23 protein-coding genes are annotated in these 26,233 nt (G+C 36.4%); 16 read left to right on the plus strand and 7 right to left on the minus strand.

Annotated elements, in window-relative coordinates:
• Position 1: 1 nt before the first annotated feature.
• The 4 genes from FJA49_RS06365 (at position 2) to FJA49_RS06380 (ending at position 3,605) form a co-directional block, all read left to right on the plus strand.
• Positions 2 to 610 (plus strand): hypothetical protein, encoded by a 609-nt coding sequence (locus FJA49_RS06365; protein WP_140000005.1) that lies wholly within the window; start codon positions 2 to 4, stop codon positions 608 to 610.
• 82 nt (positions 611 to 692) lie between these two features.
• Complete coding sequence (locus tag FJA49_RS06370) at positions 693 to 1,805, plus strand: cupin domain-containing protein (RefSeq protein WP_140000007.1); 1,113 nt, start codon at positions 693 to 695, stop codon at positions 1,803 to 1,805.
• 55 nt (positions 1,806 to 1,860) lie between these two features.
• Positions 1,861 to 2,772: a fumarylacetoacetate hydrolase family protein gene (locus FJA49_RS06375; protein ID WP_140000010.1), complete on the plus strand. Its 912-nt coding sequence runs from the start codon at positions 1,861 to 1,863 to the stop codon at positions 2,770 to 2,772.
• Positions 2,773 to 2,855: 83 nt separating this feature from the next.
• Positions 2,856 to 3,605, plus strand: a complete 750-nt coding sequence (locus tag FJA49_RS06380; protein WP_317131699.1) for a maleate cis-trans isomerase family protein — start codon at positions 2,856 to 2,858, stop codon at positions 3,603 to 3,605.
• Positions 3,606 to 3,832: 227 nt separating this feature from the next.
• Here the strand turns inward: FJA49_RS06380 and FJA49_RS06385 are convergent, their stop codons facing one another.
• A complete protein-coding gene (locus tag FJA49_RS06385; RefSeq protein ID WP_140000012.1) occupies positions 3,833 to 4,549 on the minus strand; it encodes a 3-ketoacyl-ACP reductase in 717 nt (238 codons plus the stop codon).
• A gap of 207 nt (positions 4,550 to 4,756) precedes the next feature.
• Between FJA49_RS06385 and FJA49_RS06390 the strand changes: the two genes are divergently transcribed.
• Entirely contained in the window at positions 4,757 to 5,278 is a 522-nt protein-coding gene (locus tag FJA49_RS06390) for a thioredoxin family protein (RefSeq protein ID WP_140000014.1), read from the plus strand.
• A 57-nt stretch (positions 5,279 to 5,335) separates the two neighbouring features.
• Here FJA49_RS06390 and FJA49_RS06395 read toward each other — a convergent pair whose 3' ends face one another.
• The 3 genes from FJA49_RS06395 to FJA49_RS06405 all read right to left on the minus strand — a co-directional run bounded on the left by FJA49_RS06395 (position 5,336) and on the right by FJA49_RS06405 (position 8,895).
• Positions 5,336 to 7,570, minus strand: coding sequence for a multicopper oxidase family protein (locus FJA49_RS06395; protein WP_394344080.1), 2,235 nt, complete (start codon positions 7,568 to 7,570; stop codon positions 5,336 to 5,338).
• Positions 7,571 to 7,629: 59 nt separating this feature from the next.
• Positions 7,630 to 8,478 (minus strand): DUF3347 domain-containing protein, encoded by an 849-nt coding sequence (locus tag FJA49_RS06400; protein ID WP_140000018.1) that lies wholly within the window; start codon positions 8,476 to 8,478, stop codon positions 7,630 to 7,632.
• Between the two features lie 75 nt (positions 8,479 to 8,553).
• The gene (locus tag FJA49_RS06405) at positions 8,554 to 8,895 is read right to left on the minus strand and encodes a hypothetical protein (protein WP_140000020.1); all 342 of its coding nucleotides are present in this window, start codon (positions 8,893 to 8,895) and stop codon (positions 8,554 to 8,556) included.
• A gap of 315 nt (positions 8,896 to 9,210) precedes the next feature.
• Here FJA49_RS06405 and FJA49_RS06410 point away from each other — a divergent pair, with 315 nt between their 5' ends.
• From FJA49_RS06410 to FJA49_RS06425, 4 genes are all read left to right on the plus strand, one after another.
• Positions 9,211 to 11,307 (plus strand): glycoside hydrolase family 97 protein, encoded by a 2,097-nt coding sequence (locus tag FJA49_RS06410; RefSeq protein WP_140000022.1) that lies wholly within the window; start codon positions 9,211 to 9,213, stop codon positions 11,305 to 11,307.
• Between the two features lie 128 nt (positions 11,308 to 11,435).
• Entirely contained in the window at positions 11,436 to 12,236 is an 801-nt protein-coding gene (locus FJA49_RS06415) for a TIGR00266 family protein (RefSeq protein WP_140000023.1), read from the plus strand.
• Between the two features lie 44 nt (positions 12,237 to 12,280).
• Positions 12,281 to 12,736, plus strand: a complete 456-nt coding sequence (locus FJA49_RS06420) for a DUF2750 domain-containing protein (RefSeq protein ID WP_140000025.1) — start codon at positions 12,281 to 12,283, stop codon at positions 12,734 to 12,736.
• Positions 12,737 to 12,784: 48 nt separating this feature from the next.
• Positions 12,785 to 15,178: a mechanosensitive ion channel family protein gene (locus FJA49_RS06425; RefSeq protein WP_140000027.1), complete on the plus strand. Its 2,394-nt coding sequence runs from the start codon at positions 12,785 to 12,787 to the stop codon at positions 15,176 to 15,178.
• Positions 15,179 to 15,230: 52 nt separating this feature from the next.
• Here the strand turns inward: FJA49_RS06425 and FJA49_RS06430 are convergent, their stop codons facing one another.
• Positions 15,231 to 16,982, minus strand: a complete 1,752-nt coding sequence (locus tag FJA49_RS06430; protein WP_140000031.1) for a DUF885 domain-containing protein — start codon at positions 16,980 to 16,982, stop codon at positions 15,231 to 15,233.
• Between the two features lie 74 nt (positions 16,983 to 17,056).
• Entirely contained in the window at positions 17,057 to 17,707 is a 651-nt protein-coding gene (locus FJA49_RS06435; protein ID WP_140000033.1) for a hypothetical protein, read from the minus strand.
• Between the two features lie 881 nt (positions 17,708 to 18,588).
• On the opposite strand from FJA49_RS06435, the gene FJA49_RS06440 reads away from it, so the two are divergent.
• Positions 18,589 to 19,149, plus strand: coding sequence for a DUF6642 family protein (locus FJA49_RS06440; protein ID WP_140000034.1), 561 nt, complete (start codon positions 18,589 to 18,591; stop codon positions 19,147 to 19,149).
• Between the two features lie 52 nt (positions 19,150 to 19,201).
• Here the strand turns inward: FJA49_RS06440 and FJA49_RS06445 are convergent, their stop codons facing one another.
• Positions 19,202 to 20,530: a glycosyltransferase gene (locus FJA49_RS06445; RefSeq protein ID WP_394344081.1), complete on the minus strand. Its 1,329-nt coding sequence runs from the start codon at positions 20,528 to 20,530 to the stop codon at positions 19,202 to 19,204.
• Between the two features lie 431 nt (positions 20,531 to 20,961).
• Between FJA49_RS06445 and FJA49_RS06450 the strand changes: the two genes are divergently transcribed.
• The 6 genes from FJA49_RS06450 to FJA49_RS06475 all read left to right on the plus strand — a co-directional run bounded on the left by FJA49_RS06450 (position 20,962) and on the right by FJA49_RS06475 (position 26,224).
• Positions 20,962 to 21,294, plus strand: a complete 333-nt coding sequence (locus FJA49_RS06450; RefSeq protein WP_140000048.1) for a PadR family transcriptional regulator — start codon at positions 20,962 to 20,964, stop codon at positions 21,292 to 21,294.
• A gap of 2 nt (positions 21,295 to 21,296) precedes the next feature.
• Positions 21,297 to 21,893 carry a hypothetical protein gene (locus tag FJA49_RS06455; protein WP_140000049.1) on the plus strand — a complete coding sequence of 199 codons (597 nt, stop codon included), beginning with the start codon at positions 21,297 to 21,299 and terminating at the stop codon, positions 21,891 to 21,893.
• A 2-nt stretch (positions 21,894 to 21,895) separates the two neighbouring features.
• Positions 21,896 to 23,215, plus strand: a complete 1,320-nt coding sequence (locus FJA49_RS06460) for a serine hydrolase domain-containing protein (protein ID WP_140000051.1) — start codon at positions 21,896 to 21,898, stop codon at positions 23,213 to 23,215.
• A 161-nt stretch (positions 23,216 to 23,376) separates the two neighbouring features.
• Positions 23,377 to 23,793 carry a hypothetical protein gene (locus tag FJA49_RS06465; RefSeq protein WP_140000053.1) on the plus strand — a complete coding sequence of 139 codons (417 nt, stop codon included), beginning with the start codon at positions 23,377 to 23,379 and terminating at the stop codon, positions 23,791 to 23,793.
• A gap of 89 nt (positions 23,794 to 23,882) precedes the next feature.
• On the plus strand, positions 23,883 to 24,449 hold the full coding sequence (locus FJA49_RS06470) for a mycothiol transferase (protein ID WP_140000055.1): 567 nt from the start codon (positions 23,883 to 23,885) through the stop codon (positions 24,447 to 24,449).
• A gap of 50 nt (positions 24,450 to 24,499) precedes the next feature.
• Complete coding sequence (locus FJA49_RS06475; RefSeq protein ID WP_140000057.1) at positions 24,500 to 26,224, plus strand: hypothetical protein; 1,725 nt, start codon at positions 24,500 to 24,502, stop codon at positions 26,222 to 26,224.
• The last annotated feature ends 9 nt before the right edge of the window (positions 26,225 to 26,233 follow it).

Here is a 26,233-nt window from a genome sequence, read left to right on the forward strand (position 1 = left end):
CATGAAAATACAGCTATTAGAACCAGAAAGGTTCTATCACGTTTTTAATCGTGGAAATAATGGTATCGATTTGTTTTACGATACCGATTGCTATTATCATTTTTTAAGACTTTATGAAAAATACATGGAACCGGTGGTCGAAACCTATACTTGGTGTCTACTAAAAAACCATTTCCATTTATTGATATACGTAAAGCCACAAAATGAGATTGACAGCAGTAAACTAAAATATTCGACAGTTGAAAAGCCAAGCGTAATAAGTACTCCAAAACAGTTTTCACATCTGTTCAATGCTTATACGCAAGCTATAAACAAACGTTTCAAAAGAACGGGAAGCTTGTTTGAAAAACCGTTTCACAGAAAATTGATAACATCAGACGATTATTTTCAGAAACTGGTCTATTACATTCACAATAACCCTGTACATCATGGTTTTTGCGAAAATATAAACGATTATCCATGGTCTTCGTACGGAAGTATTATTTCTGAGAAGCCAACCAAAATAAAAAGAAAAGAAGTTATTGATGTCTTTTATAATTTAGATAATTTTATAGCGTATCATAATCAAAATCAGGATTTTTTTGATATTGATGATTTGATAATAGAATAAAAACTTTTCTTTCCTATACCCTGGCAGGGTTTTGAACCCTGCCAGGGTATAGGAAAGAAAAAGAAGAAAAAAACAAACAAATATGGAATCAAAATTCAACGACGACGTAATTGGAAGAGCTCGAGTTAAAGATACTCCCGAACTTGAGGCCTACTATAAAGAACTAGAAACACTTGGAGCCGGCGCCTTATGGACCGTAGCAAATGATATTGAACCTTGGGAGCCACGTACTTCTTCCGTTCCTATGCTTTGGAAATATGAGAACCTAAGAGAATTGGTACTCAAATCATCCGAATTAGTAACTCCTGAACAAGCAGGACGTCGCGTGGTTTATCTGGTAAACGACAAACGAAAAGATGTAAGCGCTGCCGTAGGCTGGTTGTATACCGGCATACAGGTTACCCGTCCGGGAGAAAGCACATCAGCCCATCGTCATAAAGCATCTGCACTTCGTTTCATCATGGAAGGACAAGGCGGTTATACAGTAGTCGATGGTAATAAGATTACGTTTGAAGTCAATGATTTTGTTATTACCCCAAACAGCACCTGGCATGAGCATGGCGTTGCAGCAGACGGAAAAACCTGTATCTGGCAGGACGGTCTGGATATTCCTTTGGTAAATGCTTTAGAAGCTAACGATTATGCCGTTTATGATGGAAAACAGGATTTAAAGTATCCGGTTAATTTCTCACCATTAACTTATGGAGGATCAGGATTATTGCCTGCTGATAAAATTTGGGATAAACCTTATTCTCCTCTATTCAAATATTCCTGGAAGAATGTTTACCCTTCACTATTAGAAGCTGCTCAAGTAAACTATGGCTCTCCTTATGATGGCATATTGATGCATTATTCCAATCCGGTAACCGGTGGCCATGTCATGCAGACTATGGGAGCATCCATGCAGTTGCTAAGAGCTGGCGAGCATACAAAAGCACACCAACACACAGGTTCATTTGTCTATCAATGTGCGAAAGGTAAAGGTTATTCTGTAATTAACGGAAAACGTTATGACTGGAAAGAAAGAGATATTTTTTGCGTTCCTTCCTGGGCCGTACACGAACACGTGAATCTTTCAGAAACTGAAGACGCCTGCCTATTCTCTTTTAATGACCTTCCTGTTATTGAATCTTTAGGATTATACCAAGAAAGAGCCTACGAAGAAAACGGTGGATTTCAGGTAGTAGAAAATTAAAAGGTATAAAAGAGAAAAGAAAATACAACCATAAAAACCATAGCAATACAATAAAATGAAATTAGTTACTTTCACGCATAAAAACTCAGAACCAAAGCTTGGAATTTTCAACAATGATACCGTTCTTGACCTTGAAGCGTTTTCGCACAAGCACAATGAAGAATTTCCAAAAACCATGCTGGAACTTATTGATCTTGGACTGGAAGAAGTCAGCAGAATTGCTGAAATAGTAAAGACCTCTTCTGAAAATGCCATCGCTTCAGCTTCGCTTCCTTTAAACGAAGTAAAGCTTTTGGCACCGATTACAAAACCTAGAAAAAACATTATCGGTATCGGGCTAAATTACACGGAGCACGTAGCAGAATCGGCCAGAACATTAGATACATCAAAAGATTTGCCTCAACAACCGGTTATCTTCTCTAAACCACCAACAGCTGTTATTGGTACAAACGAAGCTATCCTTCACAATACAAAACTGACACAACAACTGGATTGGGAAGTTGAATTAGCAGTAATCATCAGTAAAAAAGGAAAATACATTGCCAAAGAAAATGCGATGGATTATGTTTTTGGCTATACGGTTATCAATGATATCAGTGCTAGAGATTGCCGCCGTGCAGGACAATGGATTGTTTCTAAAGGACAAGATACTTTTGCTCCAATGGGACCAATTCTGGTTACCAAAGACGAAATCGAAGACCCGCATAATCTTAATTTATCACTGACTGTCAATGGTATTGAAAAGCAAAATTCAAATACAAAATATATGCTTTTCAGAATTCCAGATCTGATTAATGACTTAAGTACAGTATTCACGCTTGAAGCTGGCGATATTATCGCTACAGGAACACCAGCAGGCGTTGGTGCAGGAAGAAATCCACAAGAATGGATGTGGGACGGCGATGTCGTTGAAGCTACCGTTGAAGGAATTGGAACGTTAGTTAATACGATTAAGAAAATCGATTAGATTTTGGATTTCTGATTTTAGATTTTTTGATTTTACGATTTTAGACTTAATACTTTACAACTTTAGACATCATACATACTACTATGAAAAAATATAAAATAGGCCAGATAGTTCCTTCTTCCAACACAACTATGGAAACTGAGATACCGGCTTTGTTCCGTTCCAGAGAAACTATCGCACCGGAAAGATTTACCTTCCATTCCAGCAGAATGCGGATGAAAAAGGTAACCAAAGAAGAATTAGAAGCTATGGATGCCATGAGCCTGAAATGTGCCCAGGAACTTTCAGATGCTCAAGTAGATGTGATGGGCTATGCTTGTCTTGTCGCTATTATGAGTATGGGACGCGGCTATCACTGCGTTTCGGAAACAAATCTACATGAAGAAACTGTCAACAATGGTTTCCCTACTCCAATCGTGACTAGTGCCGGCGCATTAATCAACGGACTGAAAGTTTTGGGAGCAAAAAAAGTAGCTGTCATTACGCCTTATATGAAACCGTTGACACAGTTGGTTGTGGATTATATCGAGCATCAGGGATTTGAAGTCGTTGATTTTGTAGCTTTGGAAATACCAGACAATCTGGAAGTAGCGGCACAAGATCCGATGAATCTTTTGGAGATTTACAAACGGCTAAACCTAAAAGATGTTGATGTTTTCGTTGCTTCTGCCTGCGTACAAATGCCATCCCTGGAAGCTGTAGACCTGCTTGAGAAAGAAATAGGAATTCCAGTTACATCAGCTGCCATCTGCACCACTTATGAAATGATGAAAAAACTAGGATTGGACACAAAAGTGCCGATTGGAGGTGAATTGCTTAGCGGTAAATATTAATAATTCTGTCTTAAAATAGAAGCAAACCCGAAAAGAAATAGCTAACTTTAAGCAAACCTTAAACCAAAAGCTATGAACGGATTCTTTAAAACACTGCTAGCAGGATGGGGAGCCAAGAAGCTTGGAGGCGGATGCCTCGGAACCATCATTCTATTTTTTATAATCTATTGGCTGTTAGGCTATCTTTAGAAATAACAAATCCCCTCAATTGAGGGGATTTTATTTTTTTAAGGATTTGTAGACCAAAGCGATGCCGATTTAAGCAACGCTCTTCTATTCAATTTTAACTGGGCAACAACCAATTCCGCAAAATCTTCCGGTTGCAATACTTTTTCTGGATTGCCATCTGTGATATTCAAAGAAAGTGACATTTCTGAAGCTATCGTACTAGGCATCAAAGCTGAAACCCTGATATTGTGCTTTCTCACTTCCATCATCAATGCTTCCGAAAACCCGGCTACAGCAAATTTTGATGCCGTATAGGCCGTTGTATTGGCATTACCGCGAAGTCCGGCAGTAGAAGAAACATTAATAATATCACCCGTATTTCTAGCAATCATTCCAGGAAGCACCTCGTGTGTCACATTATAGATTCCCATAACATTTACGTTCAGGATTTCCTGCCATCTTGATGGTTCCATCTCTAAAAAACTTCCAAAAGAAGCAGTTCCTGCGTTGTTGATAAGTATATCGATTACTCCAAACGCTTCGTGGATGTAAGCAATTCCCTTTTTTGCAGCTTCAAGATCGGCTACATCAAAAACAGAATAGATTGCTTTTACGCCATAAGCCTGCAATTCTGCTATAGTTTCCAGCAAAGTTTGTTCGTTTCTTCCCGTAATAGCAATGTCAACACCTTCAGCCGCTAAAGCCAATGCTGTAGCTTTTCCTAAACCACGGCTTCCTCCTGTTATCAATGCTTTTCTTCCTTGTAATTGTTCCATTTCGGTATGTTTGTTTTAGGTTGTATAAAATACAAAGTTAGGCATCCCTAACTTGCTCGCACGGTTTTTAACTTTTTGTTCAGCTAATTCATTCAATTTATTTATTGTTGATAATGCAAGGAAATATAAAAGCGAATTGTTAAGTTTGTTATATACATTTATTGTTATAAATTATTTCACTAACTCTCAAAAATAACTTTTAAAGCAATGAAATTAAGATCACTTTTACTCTGCCTGCTTTTTATTGGTGCCATAACCCAAACATCGGCACAAGAAAGCGCTGATAAAATCCTGGAAAAAGCTTTTACCCAAGCAAAAAAAGAAAAGAAAAATGTTTTCGTAATGTATCATGCTTCTTGGTGCAAATGGTGTAAGAAGATGGAAAGCAATATGGAAACGGAATCGGTCAAGCCTTTTTTTGATAAAAATTATGTGACGACATTTTTAGTCGTACAGGAAAGCAAAGCCAATAAAAACCTTGAAAACCCGGGTGCTGATGATATCCTAAAGAAATACAAAGCGGATAACAGCGGTATTCCTTTTTGGCAGATTTATGATGCCAATGGCAATTTGCTTGCAGATTCATTTAACGCTAAAGGTGAAAACCTAGGCTGTCCGGCTACAGTTGAAGAAGTAGCAGAATTTACTGATAAGCTGAAAAAAACATCAAAACTCAGCGAAAAAGACCGCAAGAAAATTGAAGAAGCATTCGTACTTAAGAAAAAATAAGAAGAATATAAAAAATAAAAGGCCTCCAAAATTGGAGGCCTTTTATTTTAGCGCTTATTAGTAATTAAGCACAAAACCTACACCAAAACCCATATCGCTATCATAATGCGTACGGATACCCATATTTTTATTTAGCACATATCTCAGGTCTACCATATATTCCAAATCCGTATTAGCCATAAAACCGGCACGTAATCTTTTTGAAATTGGAATGTCTTCTCGCATTAATTGCAAACGAGCAATACCATCATGATATACCTCGGCCTGGAAGTTAACCAGCATTGGCAACGTATACATAAATCCTAAACTCACAGCACTTCGACTGTCCTTTTTATTTTTTTGCCCGAATATGTTCTTTTCATGTTCATCCTCTCCCATCCTTCTATAACGCCAGTCAAAACCAATAAAAGGCATTAACCATTGCATTTTTCCAATATATCGTCCCAAATGAGTTTCTACTTCATAACCATGCATGTCATTGTAACCTAATCGCCATTCTGTTCCTAGTGACCATCTTGCATTCTGAAACATGGCCTCTCCATCATTACCATTGGTTGCAAAATCATTTTGCGCCATAAAATGCGGCATATTGCTTTCTTCCTGTAACATTTTATAGGCTTTTTCTTTATTCGGAAGTAAAGGATTATCATAGTCACCAACGGCAAAAACACGATTCATTCCGGCCATCATATGGTATAAAATATGACAATGAAAAAACCAATCGCCTTCTTCATTTGCCAGGAATTCAATAGTATTGGTTTCCATTGGCATCACATCCATTACATTCTTGAGTGGTGCGTTTTCTCCTTTACCATTAATTATCCTGAAATCAAAACCATGCAAGTGCATTGGATGGCGCATCATCGAATTATTGTAGATCGTGATACGCAATACTTCTCCTTTCTTTACAGGAATCTTGTCGGTTTCCGAAAGAACTTTATTGTCCATACTCCAAACGTATCGGTTCATATTCCCAGTTAGTGTAAATTTCAACTCCTTTACCGGAGCTTCTTTTGGAAGAACTGTATTGTGAGGCGATTTCAACATGGCGTAATTTAGAGTCACTATATCGCCTAAAGCATTTGCATTATAACGATTCGGATCTTCTCCCATATTCATTCCATGCTGACTATGATCTGTTTTTTGCTTCGTATCCTTTTGTTTGGCATCGCCTGTAATTTCTGGGTACATGACCACATTCATATCCATTTGATTTAGGCTCATACTCATTCCCATATCATCCAGGTTACCATCCATTTTCATCATATCGTTCATCATCTTCATTCCTTCAAAATACTTTAATCGGGGAAGTGGAGAAATAAGCTGTTTGACACCATTCCCAATAAAATAACTTGCAGACTGCGTCCTGTCTTCTGTGGTTGCTAAAAACTCATACGAAAGTCCTTCCTCCGGTATAGTAACAACCACATCATACGTTTCTGATACGGCGATTATCAACCTATCAACTTCTACAGGCTCTACATCGTTACCATCACTGGCCACTACCGTTATCTTGCCTCCGGCATAACGAAGCCAAAAATAGGACGACGCACCACCGTTTGAAATACGCAGCCTTACTTTATCACCGGCTTTTAGCTGTTTTCCATCAACGCTTTTTAAATCAGTAGAATTGGCGCCGTTGATTAATATCTTATCATAGTAAACATCGCTCACATCCATGGCAAGCATACGCTTCCATTCGTTTTTGATTTTGGTTTTGAAATGACCTTCACGTATGGCTTCAACATAAGATTGTGTCGCTCCTTTTTTTATAGCGGCCCAATCGTTCGCATTATGAAGCATTCTGTCTACATTATCCGGATTGAGATTCGTCCATTCACTTAAAACAATCGGAACGGTTGGAAGGTCATCGATGCCTTTTCGAAATGTTTTATCATCTTCACGTTTCTTCATTACAAAATTGCCATACATTCCAATCTGTTCCTGCAAACCCGAATGGGAATGATACCAGTGCGTACCATTCTGTATTATCGGAAAGCGATACGTATATACAGCACCAGGCGCAATTGGCTCTTGCGTCAGAAAAGGTACTCCGTCTTCCTTGTTTGGCAAAAACACGCCATGCCAATGGAGCGAAGTACTTTCTTTTAACTGATTATGTACTACAATTTCAGCTATATCGCCTTCAGTAAATGTAAGAGTTGGCATTGGAATCTGCCCGTTTACAGCTATAGCTCTCTTTTCTTTACCGGCGTAGTTTACAAGTGTGTCTTTTACATATAGGTCGTAACGCACTACTTTTTGTGCCTGCACACTGCCAGCTGTCAGCATAACTAACAGCAGCAGAAATTTGGCAGGATTATAATTCTTTATATCCATTATGTCCCTTTTTACTTTATCGTTTCAACTGTCTTTCCACAAGTCAGCATCTGCGAACCATAATAAGGATTCTTAACTGCATTTTCCTTACTCAGCCAATTTGCTCCTTTGCCATCATTCGCCATAGGACAGAATTGATAATAGACAGGAACTTCGTATTTTGAAACTTTAAGTAATTCGTAAATACTTTTTGATAAGGTTATAAAGTGATCTCTTTGGTGTTCTGCATCGGTAGTTTCTGAAACATGTTCCGCATCTTCCTTCAGTTCGTTCAATACTTTCATCCAGACATTATGCTCCTCCATTTTCAGCTCATTCATTTTCACAGCATTAATAGCTTTCACTAAACCTTTTGCTTTATCAGACGCTAGCTTTCCCTCGGTTTTTACCAAGGCATCTTTTACGTCAAAATAATTGTCAAAAACGGCTTTAAGTTGGTTTTGCTCTTGTTGTCTTGTTGCAGCTGCAGTATGACCTGAGTGTCCGGTATGTGCCATTTCTGTTTTGGCAGTCGTTTTTACGGCACGATCATATTGGCAGCATTCCGGTAGTTTGGCATAAGCATCATCCGGTGCACGGAATGTATCGCTGTCATATCCAGCAAGAGCAATGCGTTTTAAAATTTCGTCCAGATTAGTCGCTTTCTGATCGTAGGCAATAGAAGCCATTTTAGTGTCTTTATTCCATTCGACTTTGGCTATCTTCTTGATATTTCCTGCTTTTTCAATAGTGCTTTTGCACATATCGCAATTGCCGTAGATTTTTACGTTTTCTTTTTTCTCGTTTTTGATTTGTGCCTCGCAGGCAGTAAATATAAATAGCATGGCAAGTGTTGCCATTATTTTAGATAATGATTTCATGGTAAATGTTTTTTTAGATATACTATAAACTAAATATTCTCAATTAGACAGACTTATGGCTGTCACAAAATAATCTTAGCCTATCTTAGGAGGTTGCCAGATGGAATGAAAACCGGAAGCAAAGCCTGCTTCTGTATGGTAAAATTCCAATCTTTTTTCTGCCGGAACAAAAGGGTCATTATTAAATTCTGCATGCATAAAGATAGCAGCAGAACTCACACACGAAACCGGACATATACATGAAGCGTGTTTACACTTTCCTTTACAATTATGGGAGTTGTCTTTATTATCGCAACAAGTATCCTTATGTTTTTTATGGGAAGTGATTTCTTTAGTGCAGTTTTTTTTCTGAGAAGTCTTGCTACAGGCCAATGCAGATTCGGGCATCATAAAGATCCCAAGCATCACTAATAGCATAAAATAGAATTTTCTCATTAATCTACAGAAAAAGTAAGTTCAAAATTATAGATTTATTTTGAGTTCTTCACTAAGTATTTGTTAAAACAATTTTAGAAAAATGCTTTTTGCTTATTTTTTCACGGCTTTTAAGACAAGATTGATAAAAATAAGCTACTCAGCACTATTAAGGTCTAATTTATTTGAAATTATAGTATTTTTGGCAAGAACATACTATCCCTATAGGCTCTCAGTTTATCATATACTTAGTGAGGAAGTTTTGAAGAACGTTTTTAGAGACTTGAGAATTTACTATTATTAATAAACGAAAATCTTATGAAAAGACTATTGTCTGCCTTTTTCATTATGGCATATGCTGTCATAAACGCCCAACAGATTACGTCTCCCGACCAAAATCTTGAATTAAAATTTGGACTTTCTTCTAAAGGAGAACCTACTTACGAACTTACTTACAAGAAAAAAGCGGTTATCAAAACCAGCAAACTAGGCCTTGAACTAAAAAACGGCACTTCGTTTCTGGATGGCTTCCAGATTGACAAAACCGAAAAGAATACTTTTGACGAAACCTGGAGTCCGGTACTCGGAGAACAAAAAAACATTCGCAATCACTATAATGAGCTTTTGGTTACATTAAGCCAAAAAGCTGCAAACGGTAGGTATATTAAAATCCGTTTTCGTTTGTTTAATGACGGGCTCGGATTCCGATATGAATTTCCGGAACAGAAAAACTTTAACCATTTTGTGATCAAAGAAGAGAAAACCCAATTTGCATTGGCTGGAGATCACAAAGCTTTTTGGCTTCCTGGTGACTATGACACTCAGGAATATAGTACGGTAACTTCAAATCTTTCCGAAGTGAGGGGAAAGATGAAAGCAGCTGTTACTCCAAATGCTTCACAAACAACCTTCTCTCCTACCGGATTGCAGACGCCATTGATGATGAAAAGCAAAGATGGATTGTATATCAATATTCATGAAGCTTCTTTGGTTAATTATTCCTGCATGTCATTGAATCTTGATGACAGCAATATGATATTAGAATCATGGTTGACTCCGGATGCTATTGGCGACAAAGGTTATCTACAGGCTCCAACACAGTCACCATGGAGAACTATTGTTGTAAGCGACAAAGCCACCGACATTTTGGCTTCTAAGCTAATCCTGAACCTGAACGAACCAACACAATACAAAGATGTTTCCTGGATCAAGCCTGTGAAATATGTAGGTGTTTGGTGGGAAATGATTACTGGAAAAAGCTCATGGGCATACACCGATTTAGAAAGCGTACAGTTAGGCGTAACCGATTATTCCAAAACCAAACCTAATGGAAAACACGCTGCAAACACAGCTCATGTAAAAGAATATATTGATTTTGCTTCCAAACATGGCTTTGATGCCGTGCTTGTAGAAGGCTGGAACGAAGGTTGGGAAGACTGGTTTGGCAAATCCAAAGATTATGTTTTTGATTTTGTAACGCCTTATCCAGATTTTGATGTAAAAGAACTTCATCGTTATGCAGCATCTAAAGGTGTTAAGATGATGATGCACCACGAAACATCAGGTTCTGTGACAAATTATGAGCGTCATATGGACAAAGCCTATCAGTTTATGGTTGATAATGATTATAACTCTGTCAAAAGTGGTTATGTTGGCGATATCATACCGAGAGGTGAATTCCATTACAGCCAAACGATAATTGACCATTATCTGTATGCTATCAAGAAAGCTGCCGAATATAAAATTATGGTCAATGCACACGAAGCAGTACGCCCAACAGGATTAAGCAGAACGTATCCAAACCTAATTGGTAATGAATCTGCAAGAGGAACTGAATATGAATCATTTGGAGGAAACAATGCTGACCATACTACTATCCTGCCATTTACACGATTAATGGGCGGCCCGATGGATTATACTCCGGGAATTTTCCAAACTAAAATCAGTGCTTATAATCCTGAGAATAATTCTTTTGTACATACAACACTAACAAAACAATTGGCTTTATATGTAACCTTATACAGTCCGTTGCAGATGGCTGCCGATCTTCCGGAAACCTATAACAAGTTCCTTGATGCTTTCCAATTCATCAAAGATGTAGCGGTAGATTGGGATGATACTTACGTATTAGAAGCTGAACCAGGTGATTATATTACAATTGCCCGTAAGGCAAAAGGCAAAAATGAGTGGTTTGTAGGCGGTATTTCAGATGAAAATCCTAGAACTGCTGAGGTTACTTTTGATTATCTTCCAAAAGGAAAAACCTATACGGCTACTATTTATGCTGATGGAAAAGATGCTAGTTATGACAAAAATCCTCAAAGTTACACGATACGAACCGTTAAGGTAACTTCAAAAACAAAGCTGAAACAAGCAATCGCACCAGGCGGCGGTTTTGCTATCAGCATTAAATAATCTTATAGTTTAAAAAAGGAGCCAATTGATTTTGCTCCTTTTTTTATACCTTTAATTATCGGCGAATCAATTGTAACATTTTTACGACAAATTCTACCAATAACTATCAAATCAAAAAACTATATAAAATGACATCACACGAAATTGACTATCAGATTTATGGCGAAGAAATGCAATATGTGGAAATCGAACTGGATCCACAAGAAGCAGTAGTCGCAGAAGCAGGAAGCTTTATGATGATGGATAACGGCATTGCCATGGATACTATTTTTGGCGACGGTTCTAATCAAACCCAAGGCGTTATGGGCAAGCTGTTTTCTGCCGGGAAAAGACTTCTTACTGGAGAAAGCCTTTTTATGACCGTATTTCTGAACCAATATCACGGAAAGCGCAAAATAAGCTTTGCTTCGCCCTATCCGGGTAAAATTGTACCTATTGACCTGACAGAATATGGCGGGCGTTTTATCTGCCAGAAAGATGCTTTCCTCTGTGCTGCAAAAGGAGTTACTCTTGGTATTGAATTTTCTCGAAAATTGGGACGTGGATTGTTTGGCGGTGAAGGTTTTATCATGCAAAAACTGGAAGGCGACGGAATGGCTTTCGTTCATGCAGGAGGAACATTGGCTCGAAAGGAATTGGCGGCCGGCGAAATACTTAAAGTAGATACCGGCTGTATTGTTGGATTTACCCAAAATGTAGACTATGACATTCAATTTGTTGGCGGAATCAAGAATACTATTTTTGGAGGCGAAGGACTTTTCTACGCAACCTTAACCGGACCTGGAATTGTCTATATTCAATCACTTCCTTTCAGCAGATTAGCTGGAAGAGTTTGGGCTGCAGCGCCTCAAGGCGGCGGAAAAAGTAGAGACGAAGGAAGCATTTTAGGCGGTATTGGAAATCTTTTAGATGGAGATAACAAGTTTTAGAACCCTGCAAAATTGCTACATTTACGCTTATTAAATATCACACTATGATTCAGGATATATTGCAGCTGCAACAGCGCCATGAAAATTTTATCAAAAAAATCTGCCAAACAGAAAAGGTATTTGGACTTGAAAATAACGTTGGTTTTGCTACACTCGACTCTACCAATTATGAGAATGAAAACGGTAAACCCATGCCGGTAATGTGCTTCTGGTCTGACCAAAATGGAGCTGCTGCCTGCGCCAAAGACAAATGGAAATCATATAGTCCTGCCGAAATAAAGCTATCCGATTTCATTGAAGAATGGTGCGTTGGAATGTATAATGAAGGGCTTTTGACAGGCACTGATTTTGACGAAAACAAACAAGGCAACGAATCGGATGCTTTGGAATTGTTGTTAGAAATCACAGCAGAACTCGAAGAATTAGGGAAAGAGCTCGAATTTAAAAAATTTGAAAATCTTGCCGATCTAGAGGAACAAATCCGTGAAATATTAGAATAAGCCAAATCACTCACATCAATCAAAATCAATCACTAGTTCCCTTTTAGAATGAAAAAGAAAACTTTTTTTAGGTCCTTTCCACATAGCCCTACGCTACAACTCCTGCTCGCTTTATTCCTTATGCTAGGAATAACTGCTACAGCACAGGAAAAAGAAAAAAAAGCAACTGAAAAACCTGCAGTAGAAAACAAAGGCAAATCTTCAGTCTTTGCTGATGATGAGTTGGCAGCGAGTGATTATCTGGTGTCTATCGAAAGAGCCGGAGAAATGCTTGACAATGCCAAAGGCAAAGGTGCACTCGATGCTGGAGTACTCTTCCTTCTTGGTGAAATGCAACAGACAAAAGATGCCTTAAAACTCATCGATGCCAATCTTGGTGCAAAAAACAACGGCAATGTCCGCAATCAGCAGATGTACCGTAAAGTTTTACTGGAGTTGCAGCAAAAATTTGAAATCTACTGGAAAAAGCTAAACGAAAACGATGAAAGGATTGTCAAAATCCGAAAAGGCAACAAAGCAATCATAAACGACACTGTTTTTAGAAAACTTATCAAAGACAGTCTTCTCATCAAAGAATTTCGTCCTCAGCTAAAAGAATTAAAAACAAAATGGATTACAACAGACAGTCTTTTAAAAGCCAATATCGACTCACTTAATAACTGGAAAAAAGTAATCGTTGAAAAAAGGATGCTGGTTTCTAAAGACCTTATTCTTGTCAACGAACGCCTCAATAAGTCGGGAGTTTCACTTTTAGGAAACGAGCACCCGCATTTGTGGGACAGCAGTACTAAAAGCGAGCAACAAATACAGGCTTATTTCCAGGAAAAATTTAATGCAGAACAAAAAGCGTCGGCTTATTATTTCGGATACAGCTTTGGCAGTACTTTCCTGCTGCTGTTGCTTGGCGGACTGTTATTCTGGTGGATCAGTTTTAACCTGAAATATTTAAGAAAAGCCCATCAGATAGAATCTTTAGAAATTTTCCAATTCCGCTATCTGAATCAAGGCGCCATATTGCCGGTTATTGTACTGATTCTTAATATTGTTATTGCTATAAATCTGTATGCTCCTGCCCTTTTTATTGAATTTACGCACCTGATACTTCTCGTTGCGCTAACTATATTGTTCAGAAAAAGATGGACGCCAAAAGCTTTCCGAAATTGGCTGCTTCTGGTCGCCATTTTTGTCTTATTCAGTTTTATGGATCTTTTTGTAGAAGTGAGTCAATTCCAACGCTGTATCTTTATTTTAGTCAACCTGGCGAGTATCCGATTTGGTCTTGCTTATCTGAAAACAATACAGGAAGAAATGTATATCAAAGGTCTTTTGAAATATGCAAAAACCTTATTCCTTGTTTTGAATGTGCTAGCTGTAATCTTTAACGTATTTGGGCGTGTTTCCTTAGCACATACCTTAAGCCTCGCTGCCGTTATAGCACTGACACAGGTTATTGCTCTTTCTGTATTCCTAAAAATTATACTGGAAATAATTACGTTACAAATTTATACGATACGAATTCGCAGAGGCATTTCGAAGATTTTTGATTTTAGAAATCTTGAAAAAAACCTTAAAAAGCCGTTCATGCTTCTTATTATTTATTTGTGGGTAATTGTCATTGCATCCAATCTGAATCTTTCGAGCGTATTTTATGATTCGATTAATGCTTTACTAACCACAAAAAATAAAATCGGTAACTTCTCATTTACCGTTGGTAATATTTTATTGTTCCTTTTAATCGTATGGATTGCCCATATCATCCAAAAATATGTGGCTTACTTCTTTGGAGAAATTGATGATGAAGATGAAGAAAGCATCAACAAAAAACAGCATTCCAAATTATTGATCACCCGACTTCTCTTGCTTATTTTAGGGTATTTGCTGGCTATTTCTGCCGCCGGAATTCCTTTGGATAAAATTACTATTGTTTTAGGAGCGTTAGGTGTTGGAGTCGGTTTAGGATTACAGAATATTGTAAACAATTTTGTTTCGGGTGTTATCCTGATTTTTGACAAGCCGATTCAGATTGGCGATGTAATTGATGTTGGTTCCCAATCCGGAAGAGTAAAAACCATCGGTTTAAGAACTACTAAAATCGATACTTCAAATGGTGCCGAAGTTATTGTCCCAAATGGGAATATACTGTCACAAAATATCGTAAACTGGACGTATACCAACAATTCCAAACTGGTTGACCTAAACTTTACGCTACAAGGAGAGATTTCACAGGAGCAGATTAAGGAAACTATTGTTAGCTGTATCAGCAAGATTCCAACGATTTATTCTGAAAAAGAGCCTCAGCTTTTCTACAGCTTTATTTCTGATACGAAATACCAGCTAAAAATTCAGTTTTGGTGTAATATTCACAGAACTGAAGCAGCTGTGAGTGAAGCCAGAATTATGCTTTATGAAGGATTTAAAAAACAAGGCGTGAGTTTTGAATAATAAAAAAAGGACAGCAATAATAGCTGTCCTTTTTCTTTTATAATGCTTTTAATTACATTTTTTCATTCTGCATCAATTCCTTGATGTATTTGACAGGAGCGCTACCATAACTTAAGAATTTTTCATGAAAATGTTTCAGGTTAAAACTCTTACCTTGCTGTTTTTTCAACTGCTCTCTAAAATCATAGATTTCTGTATAGCCTGTAAAATAAGAACAAAGTTGTACTTGTGATAATGTTACGCGTTTCCACTTCCCTTCTGCTTCTGCATCCTGCTGGAATGCTTCTTTGGTCAATAGGTTAATACCTTCTTCTTTTGACATATTTCGGGTGTGTACGCTATTGTCCAAAATAGTATTACAGATTGTTCTCAGATTCCATTTATAATACATCAGCCACATTTCATCAGAATTCTTATAGCCGCTTTCCAACATCATTCTTTCTGTGTACACAGCCCAACCTTCGATCATTGCGCCATTTCCTAAAATAGCCTTGATAATACTTGGCGATTGGTTGCTGTAAACCAATTGGGTATAATGTCCCGGAATGGCTTCGTGGATGTTTAATATCTGCAAAATATAATTATTGTATTCTCTCAGATAGCTTTCCGCATCGGCTGCAGACCATCCAGAAAGGCTTCCTACGTTATAATAAGTATTGCCGTTTTTGTCATAAGGACCCGGTGCTGAAATTGAAGCTCCGGCTACACCCGCCATATAATCTGGTTCTTTTCGCACAACCAACGGTTTTGATGGATCAATATAAATAAGGTCTTTTGCTTTGACATAGGCTGTCAATTCCGGAATCTGTTTTTCAATTTCAGACTGGAATTTGTCAGGTGTTGTATGCTGTAATGAAATTTTGTCGATTACCTGCTTGATTAGTGTCAACTTATCGGCTGGTTTAGGCGCATTGCCTAAATATTTGCTCCAAAGTTTGTCGGCCAACACAAACATCTTGTCATGCAATTCTTTTTTTTGGCTTATTGCTTTCTGATAAATCTGCTCGGCATTGTAGCCCGACTGAATATCAAAGTCAAATTTCTTAGCATATAGTTCTTTTCCAAGTCGGAAAGAGCGAGGCGTTTTATTATCTAATTTTTGCAACCAGGCCGCATAGTCCTGAATCGCTTTTACAGATGTTTTTGCCTTGCCAAGAATAGCTTCTTTTTCTTCTTTGCTTAATTTACTTTTTTCTACAGCTGCCATAAGATCGGTTTCAAAAACAGAAATACCGCCTAAATTCTGTGCAATTGCCAGTTGTGTATGTTCAACTGTAGGGTTTTTGATATTCTTTTTGGCCGCTTCATAATAAGCCGGAATATTATCCATTTTCAGGCTGATATTTTTTAAGCGTACTTCAAGCGAGTCATAATTCCCATTTAGCATTTCTGCAAAAGAACTACTCACATTATAACCAGAAGGATCCCATTCGTCTGATTTTACTTCCTTGATATTAAAAGTAATAGATTCCAGAAGGTTTTTAATCATCTGATAATCCGTCTTGTTATTATCCGACAGATTTTCTAAAGAATATTTTTTTAAGGAATCGAGCTGGACAGAGGAAAACTGCAACTGTTTTTGCTCATAAGCATCATCAGGAATCACCAAAACGCTATCGTATTTGTGGTAACCTTGACTTGAAGCCCAACCTGGATTGAGTTTCCATAATTCATCAACAAAATGTTCTTTATAGTTTTCAAAATGAATATCCGAAAACTCTTCTGAAACTGCGTCAGTCTTGACAGTCTTATTACAAGAATAAAGCGAAGCCAAAACAAGTAACGAAAGGAATGTTTTTTTCATATAGGGAATAAATTAAGGCTTAAAGATAAGAAAATGTTTATGAGAAGAAAGATTTAATGCCTTTTGAATTGTCTTTAATCAATAGGAAATTCTATATACTTATCTAGAACCTTTCCATTTTTTGCATTTAGTTTAATTACATCCAGACCAACATCTAATTTGCTTTTTGTTTTTAAGGTCCAGGTTACTTTCCATTTTTTTTCATTTTCTTCATAAAAACCGGGGCCCTTCCATCTTGGATCGTCTTCCAGCTCGCATGAAAGAACCCTATCAAAACCATTTTTTTTTGCAATTTCAATAGCAGTTATCGGACTAATCAATTTGCCCTTTTTTAAATCTTTCATTATGTCTATATAATACTCAAGCTCATCAGAAATTTCACTATCACATCCTAGGGAAGTACGGTGAATAGAGTAGCCTTTATAAACTATATCATAAATAAAATTATGTGCCAGAGCATATTCTTTATCTTTTAAATCAGCAGGATTTAATTCAGATAATCTTATTCGTTTAAATTGAACGTCATTATCATCTTTCCCAAAAAAGATTGTAATATAGCTTGTTTCATCATTAAATTTTAAACTAAAATCCGAGTTTTCTTTGTTAAACACAAGAACCTTATTGTCTGATATAGTTTTACAAGAATCGACGGCTCGTATAGCTCTATCCTGAGACATCATATAATACGGAATGAATAATAAAATTATTGGATAGTAACTTTTCATTATTGATTTGTATTGGAAAGAATAATATTGTTTTGCGTTTGTATCGGAATCTCTGTCTATACTTGCTATTGTATGTTGAAGTTTTATCAGCTACTTTTTTTCTGGTTGTATTGTAAAGATATTCAATTCTATTAGATTGTGAATGAAAAATAGTTCCCATGGACAGGGATGATTATATAGTATTTGGTTGACATTTTTATGCAGAAAAATATTGAATAATACGCTTTAAATAAAAAAGCTACTTTTGTTTTTTCCTATATCTATTAACGGATAATAAAATTTACCTTCTTCCATGAAGTTATTCCTTATATCGATATAGAAGAAGTTATCAAACAAAATTATAGTATATGGAAAACGTTAAAGATAAGCAGCATTATAAGTTCACTACCCTGTCTTTTATCCTAATAAACATATGGACATTATATGGCTTTTTTGATTATTTTTCAGACAAAGATTTACTAGGGCTGTTCCTATTCTATGTATATAGTATTTTCTCTTGCCTTATACTTGGTGTGAGTTTGATTCTCCTGAGAATTTTATATTTCAAAAAAGAGCGAAAAAACAAAGTAAGAACCAATTTCTTTTACATTTTTACCGGCATCTTTAATGCTTATATTTTTATTGTCTGGCTTGTTTGTCTTTTTCTAAAAATATTTTCATTGGACCAACCCTTAACATTCTATATATTGGGTAACCTGGTAATTTCTCTATTCATCCTTTTAGATATTTATTATAAGAGGGATTTGAAAAGGACAAAGGATGTAATAGTTGAAAATATCTAATGGCTTATTTATTATAACTAAAAGATAAACAACAGATAAAAAGCCTCAATAATGCACTTCAAATAAAAAGCTACCTTTGTTTTTTATGACGTCTACTTTATGGATAATGACAAATTTATCTTCTGTCTCGAAGCAGTTCCCGATATTGATACAGAAGAAACGACCGAAACTTTTAGAAGCTTGGAAAAACTGGCACTTCAAACCGGTATTGACAGTATATACAAAACCTGTGATACGATAGAAGGATTAGAAGAAAGTCTTAATGCTTTGCTGTATGAAGATCATAATTTCAAAAATTATGAAATTATCTATCTGGTCGTGCCTGGAGAAAGAAATACGATATGCTTAAATAACTATTATTATAGCCTTGAAGAGATTGCAGAACTTTTTGAGGGAAAAATGAAAGGAAAGATTTTACATTTTGCCAATACAAAGTCTTTAGATCTTGATGGAGAAGAAGCCCAATATTTTTTAGATGTCACCAGAGCCAGAGCCGTTTCGGGTTATGGAGTACGCTCAAGTAAAGCAAACAGTAATCCATTGGACAATGCCTTCTTTAGCTTTTGTCAGGATGAAGACAATGTTATTGAAATTGTCGAGCTATTGCATGAAAAATATTATGCAGCATGTAAGTTGCTCGATTTTAGATTATATTATTAAAAAAAAACAGCCGCTTTTTCAAGCAGCTGTTACTATTTTATTTTTAGAGTAATTATCGCGTAAGCCATCCTCTTTTTCCCGCAGTAACAATAGCATACGGCGTAATCCAGAATAAACCGAAAGTATATAAGATACTATACGAATACGCCCATAACGATTCTGAAAAATTATGACGCTTTGCATAAAAGAATACCGGGAAACTTGAAAATATTAATATTCCTAAAAGCGTAGAACTGAAAAACAGTACCGGATGTATTAATATAAAATACAGCATAAATAATAAGAATGGATAGGCCATGGCAAGAGTCAGAAACTGATTCAAAAACATCAGTCTAGCACCTACTTTAGATTCTTTCCTGAAATTTTTGAAAACAAATTTCGACATCATCAGGTTTTCTCTCACATTGCTTCTGCCCCAACGGATAAACATTTTGGATAATCCATTGTATTTTTCAGGAACATTCGTAAGCACATAAGCATTTCTTTGAAACAGCACATGATAGCCTTGTTTAAGAATCATATTTGTCATGGCTCTGTCTTCTCCTATATCGGATGCCTGTCCCATAAAAGTCTGGTTGATCCATTCCGGCAAGCATGCAAATACAGCTTGTCTACGGTATGCAGCTAATGCTCCTGGAGTACACAATACCGTACCAACTTTGCTCTCTGCAGAACGGATAAATTCAAAACTCATCACAAAACTTACATTCAGCATTTTAGGAAGTATTGCTTTTTCATTATTCAATACTCTTACATTTCCTGCAACAGCTCCGCAACTTTCATCTGTTACAAAAGGACTCACAAGGTTTCTCAAAGTATCGGTTTTTACGATAGAATCACTGTCTATAGTAACAAATATCTCTCCTGTTCCCATATTAAACCCACGGTAAAGTGCGTGACGTTTTCCTTGGTTTTTTGGCTGTTGGTAAATCGATAAACGATCGCCTAAACGTTTTTTTGCTTGCTGCATCCAATACCAGGTATCATCCTGGCTTCCATCGTCAATGGCCAATAGCTGTAATTTCTCCTGTGGATAATCACTTTCAGCTATACTGAGCAAAGTATCCCAAACTAGCTTACCTTCATTATAAGCCGGTACAATTACCGTACAGGTAGGCAATAATTCATCTGAAACCGATTTTACTGGTTTGTATCGAAAATACAGGTAAATACTATATAGCATAAAACCGGCTTTAAATAGCAGTAAAGCACTTGCAAGTATCAGGAATGGAAAACCTATAGCCGAATTTAATCTATCAACATTAAACTGATAAAACTCTGGCTGAAACTCATAAGCTAAGTAAGCACCTATAATCATTAGCAGGAAAGTACCTGACAATATCATTAGGTTTGCCTTTTTTGGAGATCGAAAAAACAGCATTTTTTCGAGTATCAGGCTATTCACCTGAAAGATAAAACTTGTCAAGCTTTGTTCATCTTCACAGGTATCTTTTTGAGAAGAATAAAATTCTTTAGAAGTAATTGTTTCACTTTTCATTGTCGTAAAATTGAGTTTAGTAATGGTGGTGGTGTAAGATTCCCTTCTTATTTGTAAGATTATCCTGTGTGGAAAACCGTAGAAAATTATAAGAAAGAACTCACAACATCACGGTAAGCAAGCGCTATGCCATTTCAAGAACCCCCTATTATCAGGGAGTTTTAACATTTCGTAAACAACCAAAAAGTGTAGATTTTTTTCACACTGTTCCCCAATTGCCCCGTGGCATCAAATAGTTTCGATTTCTTTTTTGAACACGAAATAAAAAACAAATACATACATTGTTATACTATGTATTTTGTTATATTTGCCTCATGAACGTAGAATATAAAAACAAATGGATATCGCAATTGAAGAAAGGAACGCTTTCTTTTATTGTGCTAAATATTCTGAATAAGGATAAAGAATATTACGGATATGACCTGATTAGTGAAATTAAAAGGATTACAGACATTGACATTGCCGAAGGAACTTTATACCCTTTGCTGATCAGGCTAAAGAATGAAAATCTGGTGGAACATAATTGGGTGGAACAGCAATCGGGCATTCCCAGAAAATACTACAAGATTACAAAAGAAGGCAAATCTACAATAGCGCAGATGAAAGCCTATTGGGATAATTTAAACCAAACCATCAATTCTATTTAGCCATGAAATTTCAAGAAATTACATTTACCGATACTAACGCAAAAAGATTATATAAAGATTACATTGGCAGAGTAAAGCATGCCGTAAAAGATCTTAGTAAAGAAAACCAACACGAAACTTTGCTGGAAATAAACAGCCATATTTATGAAGCTTTTTCGCTGTCAAAGAGCAATGAAGTAGAAAGTCTGCTTGATATTTTTGACAAACTGGGCCGCCCTGAAATTTTCTTAAAAGAATTAGTCGCAGAAAAAAAACTGGAAGAAGCTACCAGAACTTTTAATCCGTTAAAAATAATAAAAGCGTTATTATTGAATATTACGAATGGAATATCCTACATCATATTCTTGCTTTTATACTTATCCTTATTTTCATTCGTGTTTTTGATTTTCGCAAAAATCTTCGATCCGGAAAACGTTGGCTTCTTCTATCGCAACAATGATATTTTCGTATTAGGAAAAATAAGCAGTTCTTCTATCAATTATCAGCAATACGAACAATTAGGCAATTGGTTTATCCCAGTAATGACTGTATCCGCTTTTATTCTTTTTGTCATTATAACATTTCTTCTAAAACTTTCTAAACGATTAAAAAATAAATAAACATGAAATTTAAACTAATTGCCAGTTGTCTCTCATTGTGCATCGCTACTACAACTTTCTCCCAATCTTTTGATAGCAAAAAACTAGATCATTATCTGGAAACCTTAGAAAACCATAATAAGTTTATGGGAAGTGTTGCCATTTCAAAAAACAACGAGATAATTTATACCAAAACTGTAGGCTTCCAAAATATTGAAAATAAAATCAAAGCAGACAACAATACTATTTACAGCATAGGTTCTATATCCAAGACATTTACTGCTGTTTTGGTACTCAAGGCTGTTGAGCAAAAAAAAGTAAACCTGAATACCACAATAGACAAATTCTTTCCAGAGCTGCCTAATGCTAAAAAAATAACCGTTGAAAATTTATTGAATCACAGTAGCGGTATCGGAAGTCTTACAGACAATGCAGATTACCTTAGCTGGCATGCACAGCCTAAATCTGAAAAAGAAATAGTGGAAATTATTACCAAAACAGGAACCGATTTTGAACCCAATACAAAATCGGCTTACAGCAATTCAAATTATGTATTGCTTTCCTATATACTGGAACATATCTATAAGAAAAAATATTCTGAAATCCTTACGGCCAACATCATCAAACCGCTGCAATTAAAGAATACCTATTTCGGGCATTCACAAAGCGTTACAAATCATGAAGCTGTATCCTATACTTTTTCCAATGGCTGGAATCCTCATGCCAATACGCATGCTTCAGTTCCTATGGGAGCAGGTGCAATTCAAAGTAATCCGGCCGATTTGGTCAAATTTAGCGATGCCTTATTCAACGGAAAAATCATTAGCAAGGAAAGTATTTCAAAAATGAAAACCTTAAAGAATAATTATGGTTTAGGCCTATTTGATTATTCGTTCGAAAATCATCCAGGCATTGGACATGACGGCGCAATTGACGGCTATAAATCCATGTTCACTAATTTTGAAAACGACAAGATAAGTTATGCAATTACCTCAAATGCTACCAATTATAAACTCGACCTAATAACCGATATCGTCGTAAAGGCTGCTTTGGGTCAAGCTTATGAAATTCCTGAGTTTAAGGCTATCAATATTAAACCTGAAGAATTAGAAGCTCTTACTGGAACCTATGCTGCAGAAGGCATGCCCTTCAAGATAACCATCACGAGACAAGAAAACACGATAAGTGCACAAGCCACGGGCCAATCTCCTCTTCCTTTAGAAGCCATAGACAATAACATTTTCACTTTTGACAAGGCTGGTATACAACTGACTTTCAAACCCGAAACCAAAGGAATGATATTAAAGCAATCTGGCAGAGAAATCGAATTCAAAAAAGAATAAACCCTACAAGCCCGTCTACAGAATTATAGACGGGCTTTTTTATATACAGCTTGCTGTTCAATTCAATTTTTCTGCCTGTTATTACAAATTCTTGCTCGTTTCTTTCATCATCATATATACTACTATCAAGGCATTTACATTTGCCACTTGAAAAATAATATATGAAAAAAACTACTATCGGACTCTTTCTCCTTACCTCCTTTATCACTACTGCCTCCATAGCACAAACGATTGAAACTACCACTGCAACTAAAGAATCTAAAATTTCGTTTGCCTTTTTTGAAGGAACTGCTGTAGCAGGCTATGTTGACAAAGGAGGTTTTTTAAATTTTACCGGACCAAACGTTAGCCTTACATCCGGAAAATCGAAACTATTGCTAGGTATGCTTCCCTCCTTGCGATTTAAGGAAGACAAATCGGAAGTAAAAAACTCTTTTGTAATGCCAACTCTAGGAATGGGACTTACTTACAGCTATAAGAAATTAGCTTTCCAGATTCCCCTATACTACAATGCAAAAACAGCAACTGCTGATGGAAAATGGAATGTGGGAATTGGTGTTGGGATAAAGCTGAAATAATAAACTTAAACATTTCTTATAACATAATTTTAACAGCTGTTTTTTTATAAATTGTTTTATCTTTAAAATTAAATCAAATTGATAAAGCTATGAAAAACAGAATCTTACTTAAGTACATTGCCGTTATCCTACTCATAGGATCTGCTATGCAGGCGCAGTATATTGTCAAGCCTGAAAAAGGCTATTCCCAAGAAATCGGGACGACAGTATTTATGCTTGAAAATTTAAAAAACCGTATTACCATGAGCATTAAGGATCTGACCAAGGAACAGACCGATTATCTTTTGGTTGAAGACGCCAATAGAATTGGTGCCATGATTTATCATTTGGCTACAACAGAAAAATTCTATCAGGTCTTTACTTTTGAAAACAGAGAATTCAACGAAGAAGAAAAAGCAAAATGGGATTTAGCTCTTGAACTAGGAGATCCTGCCAGAAAAGCCTTGGTAGGCCAACCCATCGAATACTACCTAAAAATTTGGGATGAGGTACGTAATGAAACTCTACGTCTGCTAAAGACTAAAGACGATAAATGGTTTAATGCCGTAACCAAAGAAAAATCCATGAATAATTATTTTGCCTGGTTTCATGTTATGGAACACCAAGCCAATCATATGGGACAAATACAGATGATTAAAAACCGTCTGCCGAAATAATAATTTGCTTAAAAATAAACTTCTTAAATTATCTTAAAACTTAAAAAACTATGATTGAAACTTTGAACACTATTAAGGATTTGAAAATCCATGACATTTTTCAACCTGGTAACATTTATGATAACACCGTAGTATATGTTAAAGGTTATTATAATGAAGGCGATGGAGGTGAGGGCATTTTTATTTATAAAACAAGTGGTAAAGGCAGTGCTCCTCAAGACACGGTACAAACACCAAATGATGGTACGATTATTAAATCCAGTGTTGCGACGTCACCTGCAAACGGCAGATGGTTCAGACAATATTCAGGGCATCTGAATATCTTATTCTTTGGGGTTATTAAGGATGAATATCCTGCCAACACACCAGTTGGTTTTTCCAATTCAGATAAAATACAGGCGGCAATCAATTATGTCAACGAGAATTTTTGGTATAACAAAAGATCAGGAGAAATGACTCTGCTTTTTCCAAACGGGACTTATTTTATTGATAAGCCTATAGAGCTCAAATCCGGCATAAAATTGCTGGGCGGTAAGGGAAGTATGTTTGTAGTACTTGAAACAGCTCCCCATTATGATTATATATTTAAACTGGCCGTAGGACCGATTGTAAATACGGAAATGGAGAATTTCGTATTTGATTTAAAAGATGTGGTAGGTACCGGCGGAATACACCTTAAAGGAATTAAAGATCCCAAAGAAGGTGGGGCTTGGACTTGTAGTTTCAAAAATATAAGAATGAATAATTGCAAAGGACATGGTATTCATCTAGAAGGTGGCGAAACTATTCCTCCTGGATCAATCACAGATTACTTCTTACCCAATCAATACATAAATTTTGAAAACGTATGGATAACCCGAAAACACGTCGATTATAACTGTCTTAAAATAACCGGACAATTAAATACGAGTACGTTCATCAATTGTATTTTTGAAGCGCCTTATGTTTATAATGATACTGATCCTGGCCTGGATGGAGTAAATGTTTTGATAGAAAGCAAAACGGATTATGTAAATCCATGTGAGTTCTCATTCATAAATTGTGCTACCGGGGGACATGTGAGATATGGCTATAAGATAAAAAACGTTCAAAATATTACTTTTGACACCTGTTGGTTTGAAGATATCGATATAAGTATTGATATTACCAATAGCTCCGGAATAAATATTAGCAACTGTCGATTTGCCAATGCTGCCGGACAAGGCTCAAGGCCTATATCTTTTGTGCCTCCTGGAACTGGCCGTTGTATATCTGTATTAGATTCATCTGTGACCGTAGAAAACAATTATGTAACCGTTTCTGAAAAGGACAATCCATCAGCACACAACGAAAGGTTTATTACTGGTATTGGCAACAATAACGTAATAAATGCTAAAAACAATTCATTTCAAGATATTCGCTTGAGCGAGACAATTGGAATTGTCCAAAATGTTTCTATTGAAAACATTCTTGTAGCAACAGGATCAACTACAGGTATTGTGACTTCGGGAAAAAAATTAGTTTTTGTCAAAGTTCCAGTAGGAAGTACTAATAATATAATAAACAGAATTAATTCAACTATAATAGCTGGAGAAACCATTTTTATCAGAGCAGATCAAGGAAGTGTGACATTTAATGAAATGAGCACGGTTAATGAAATGACAGGTAAAAATTTTGTTTTGAACGGAAGAAGTACGCTAACGTTGTCGAATGGTCAGGCAGCAACTTTCATAAAATTGGATGGAATCAATGGTAATGAAAAATGCTGTTATCAGTTAGTTTCTATATCAAATTAAGTTGTATTA

The sequence above is a fragment of the Flavobacterium microcysteis genome (assembly GCF_006385255.1).
Taxonomy (GTDB): domain Bacteria; phylum Bacteroidota; class Bacteroidia; order Flavobacteriales; family Flavobacteriaceae; genus Flavobacterium; species Flavobacterium microcysteis.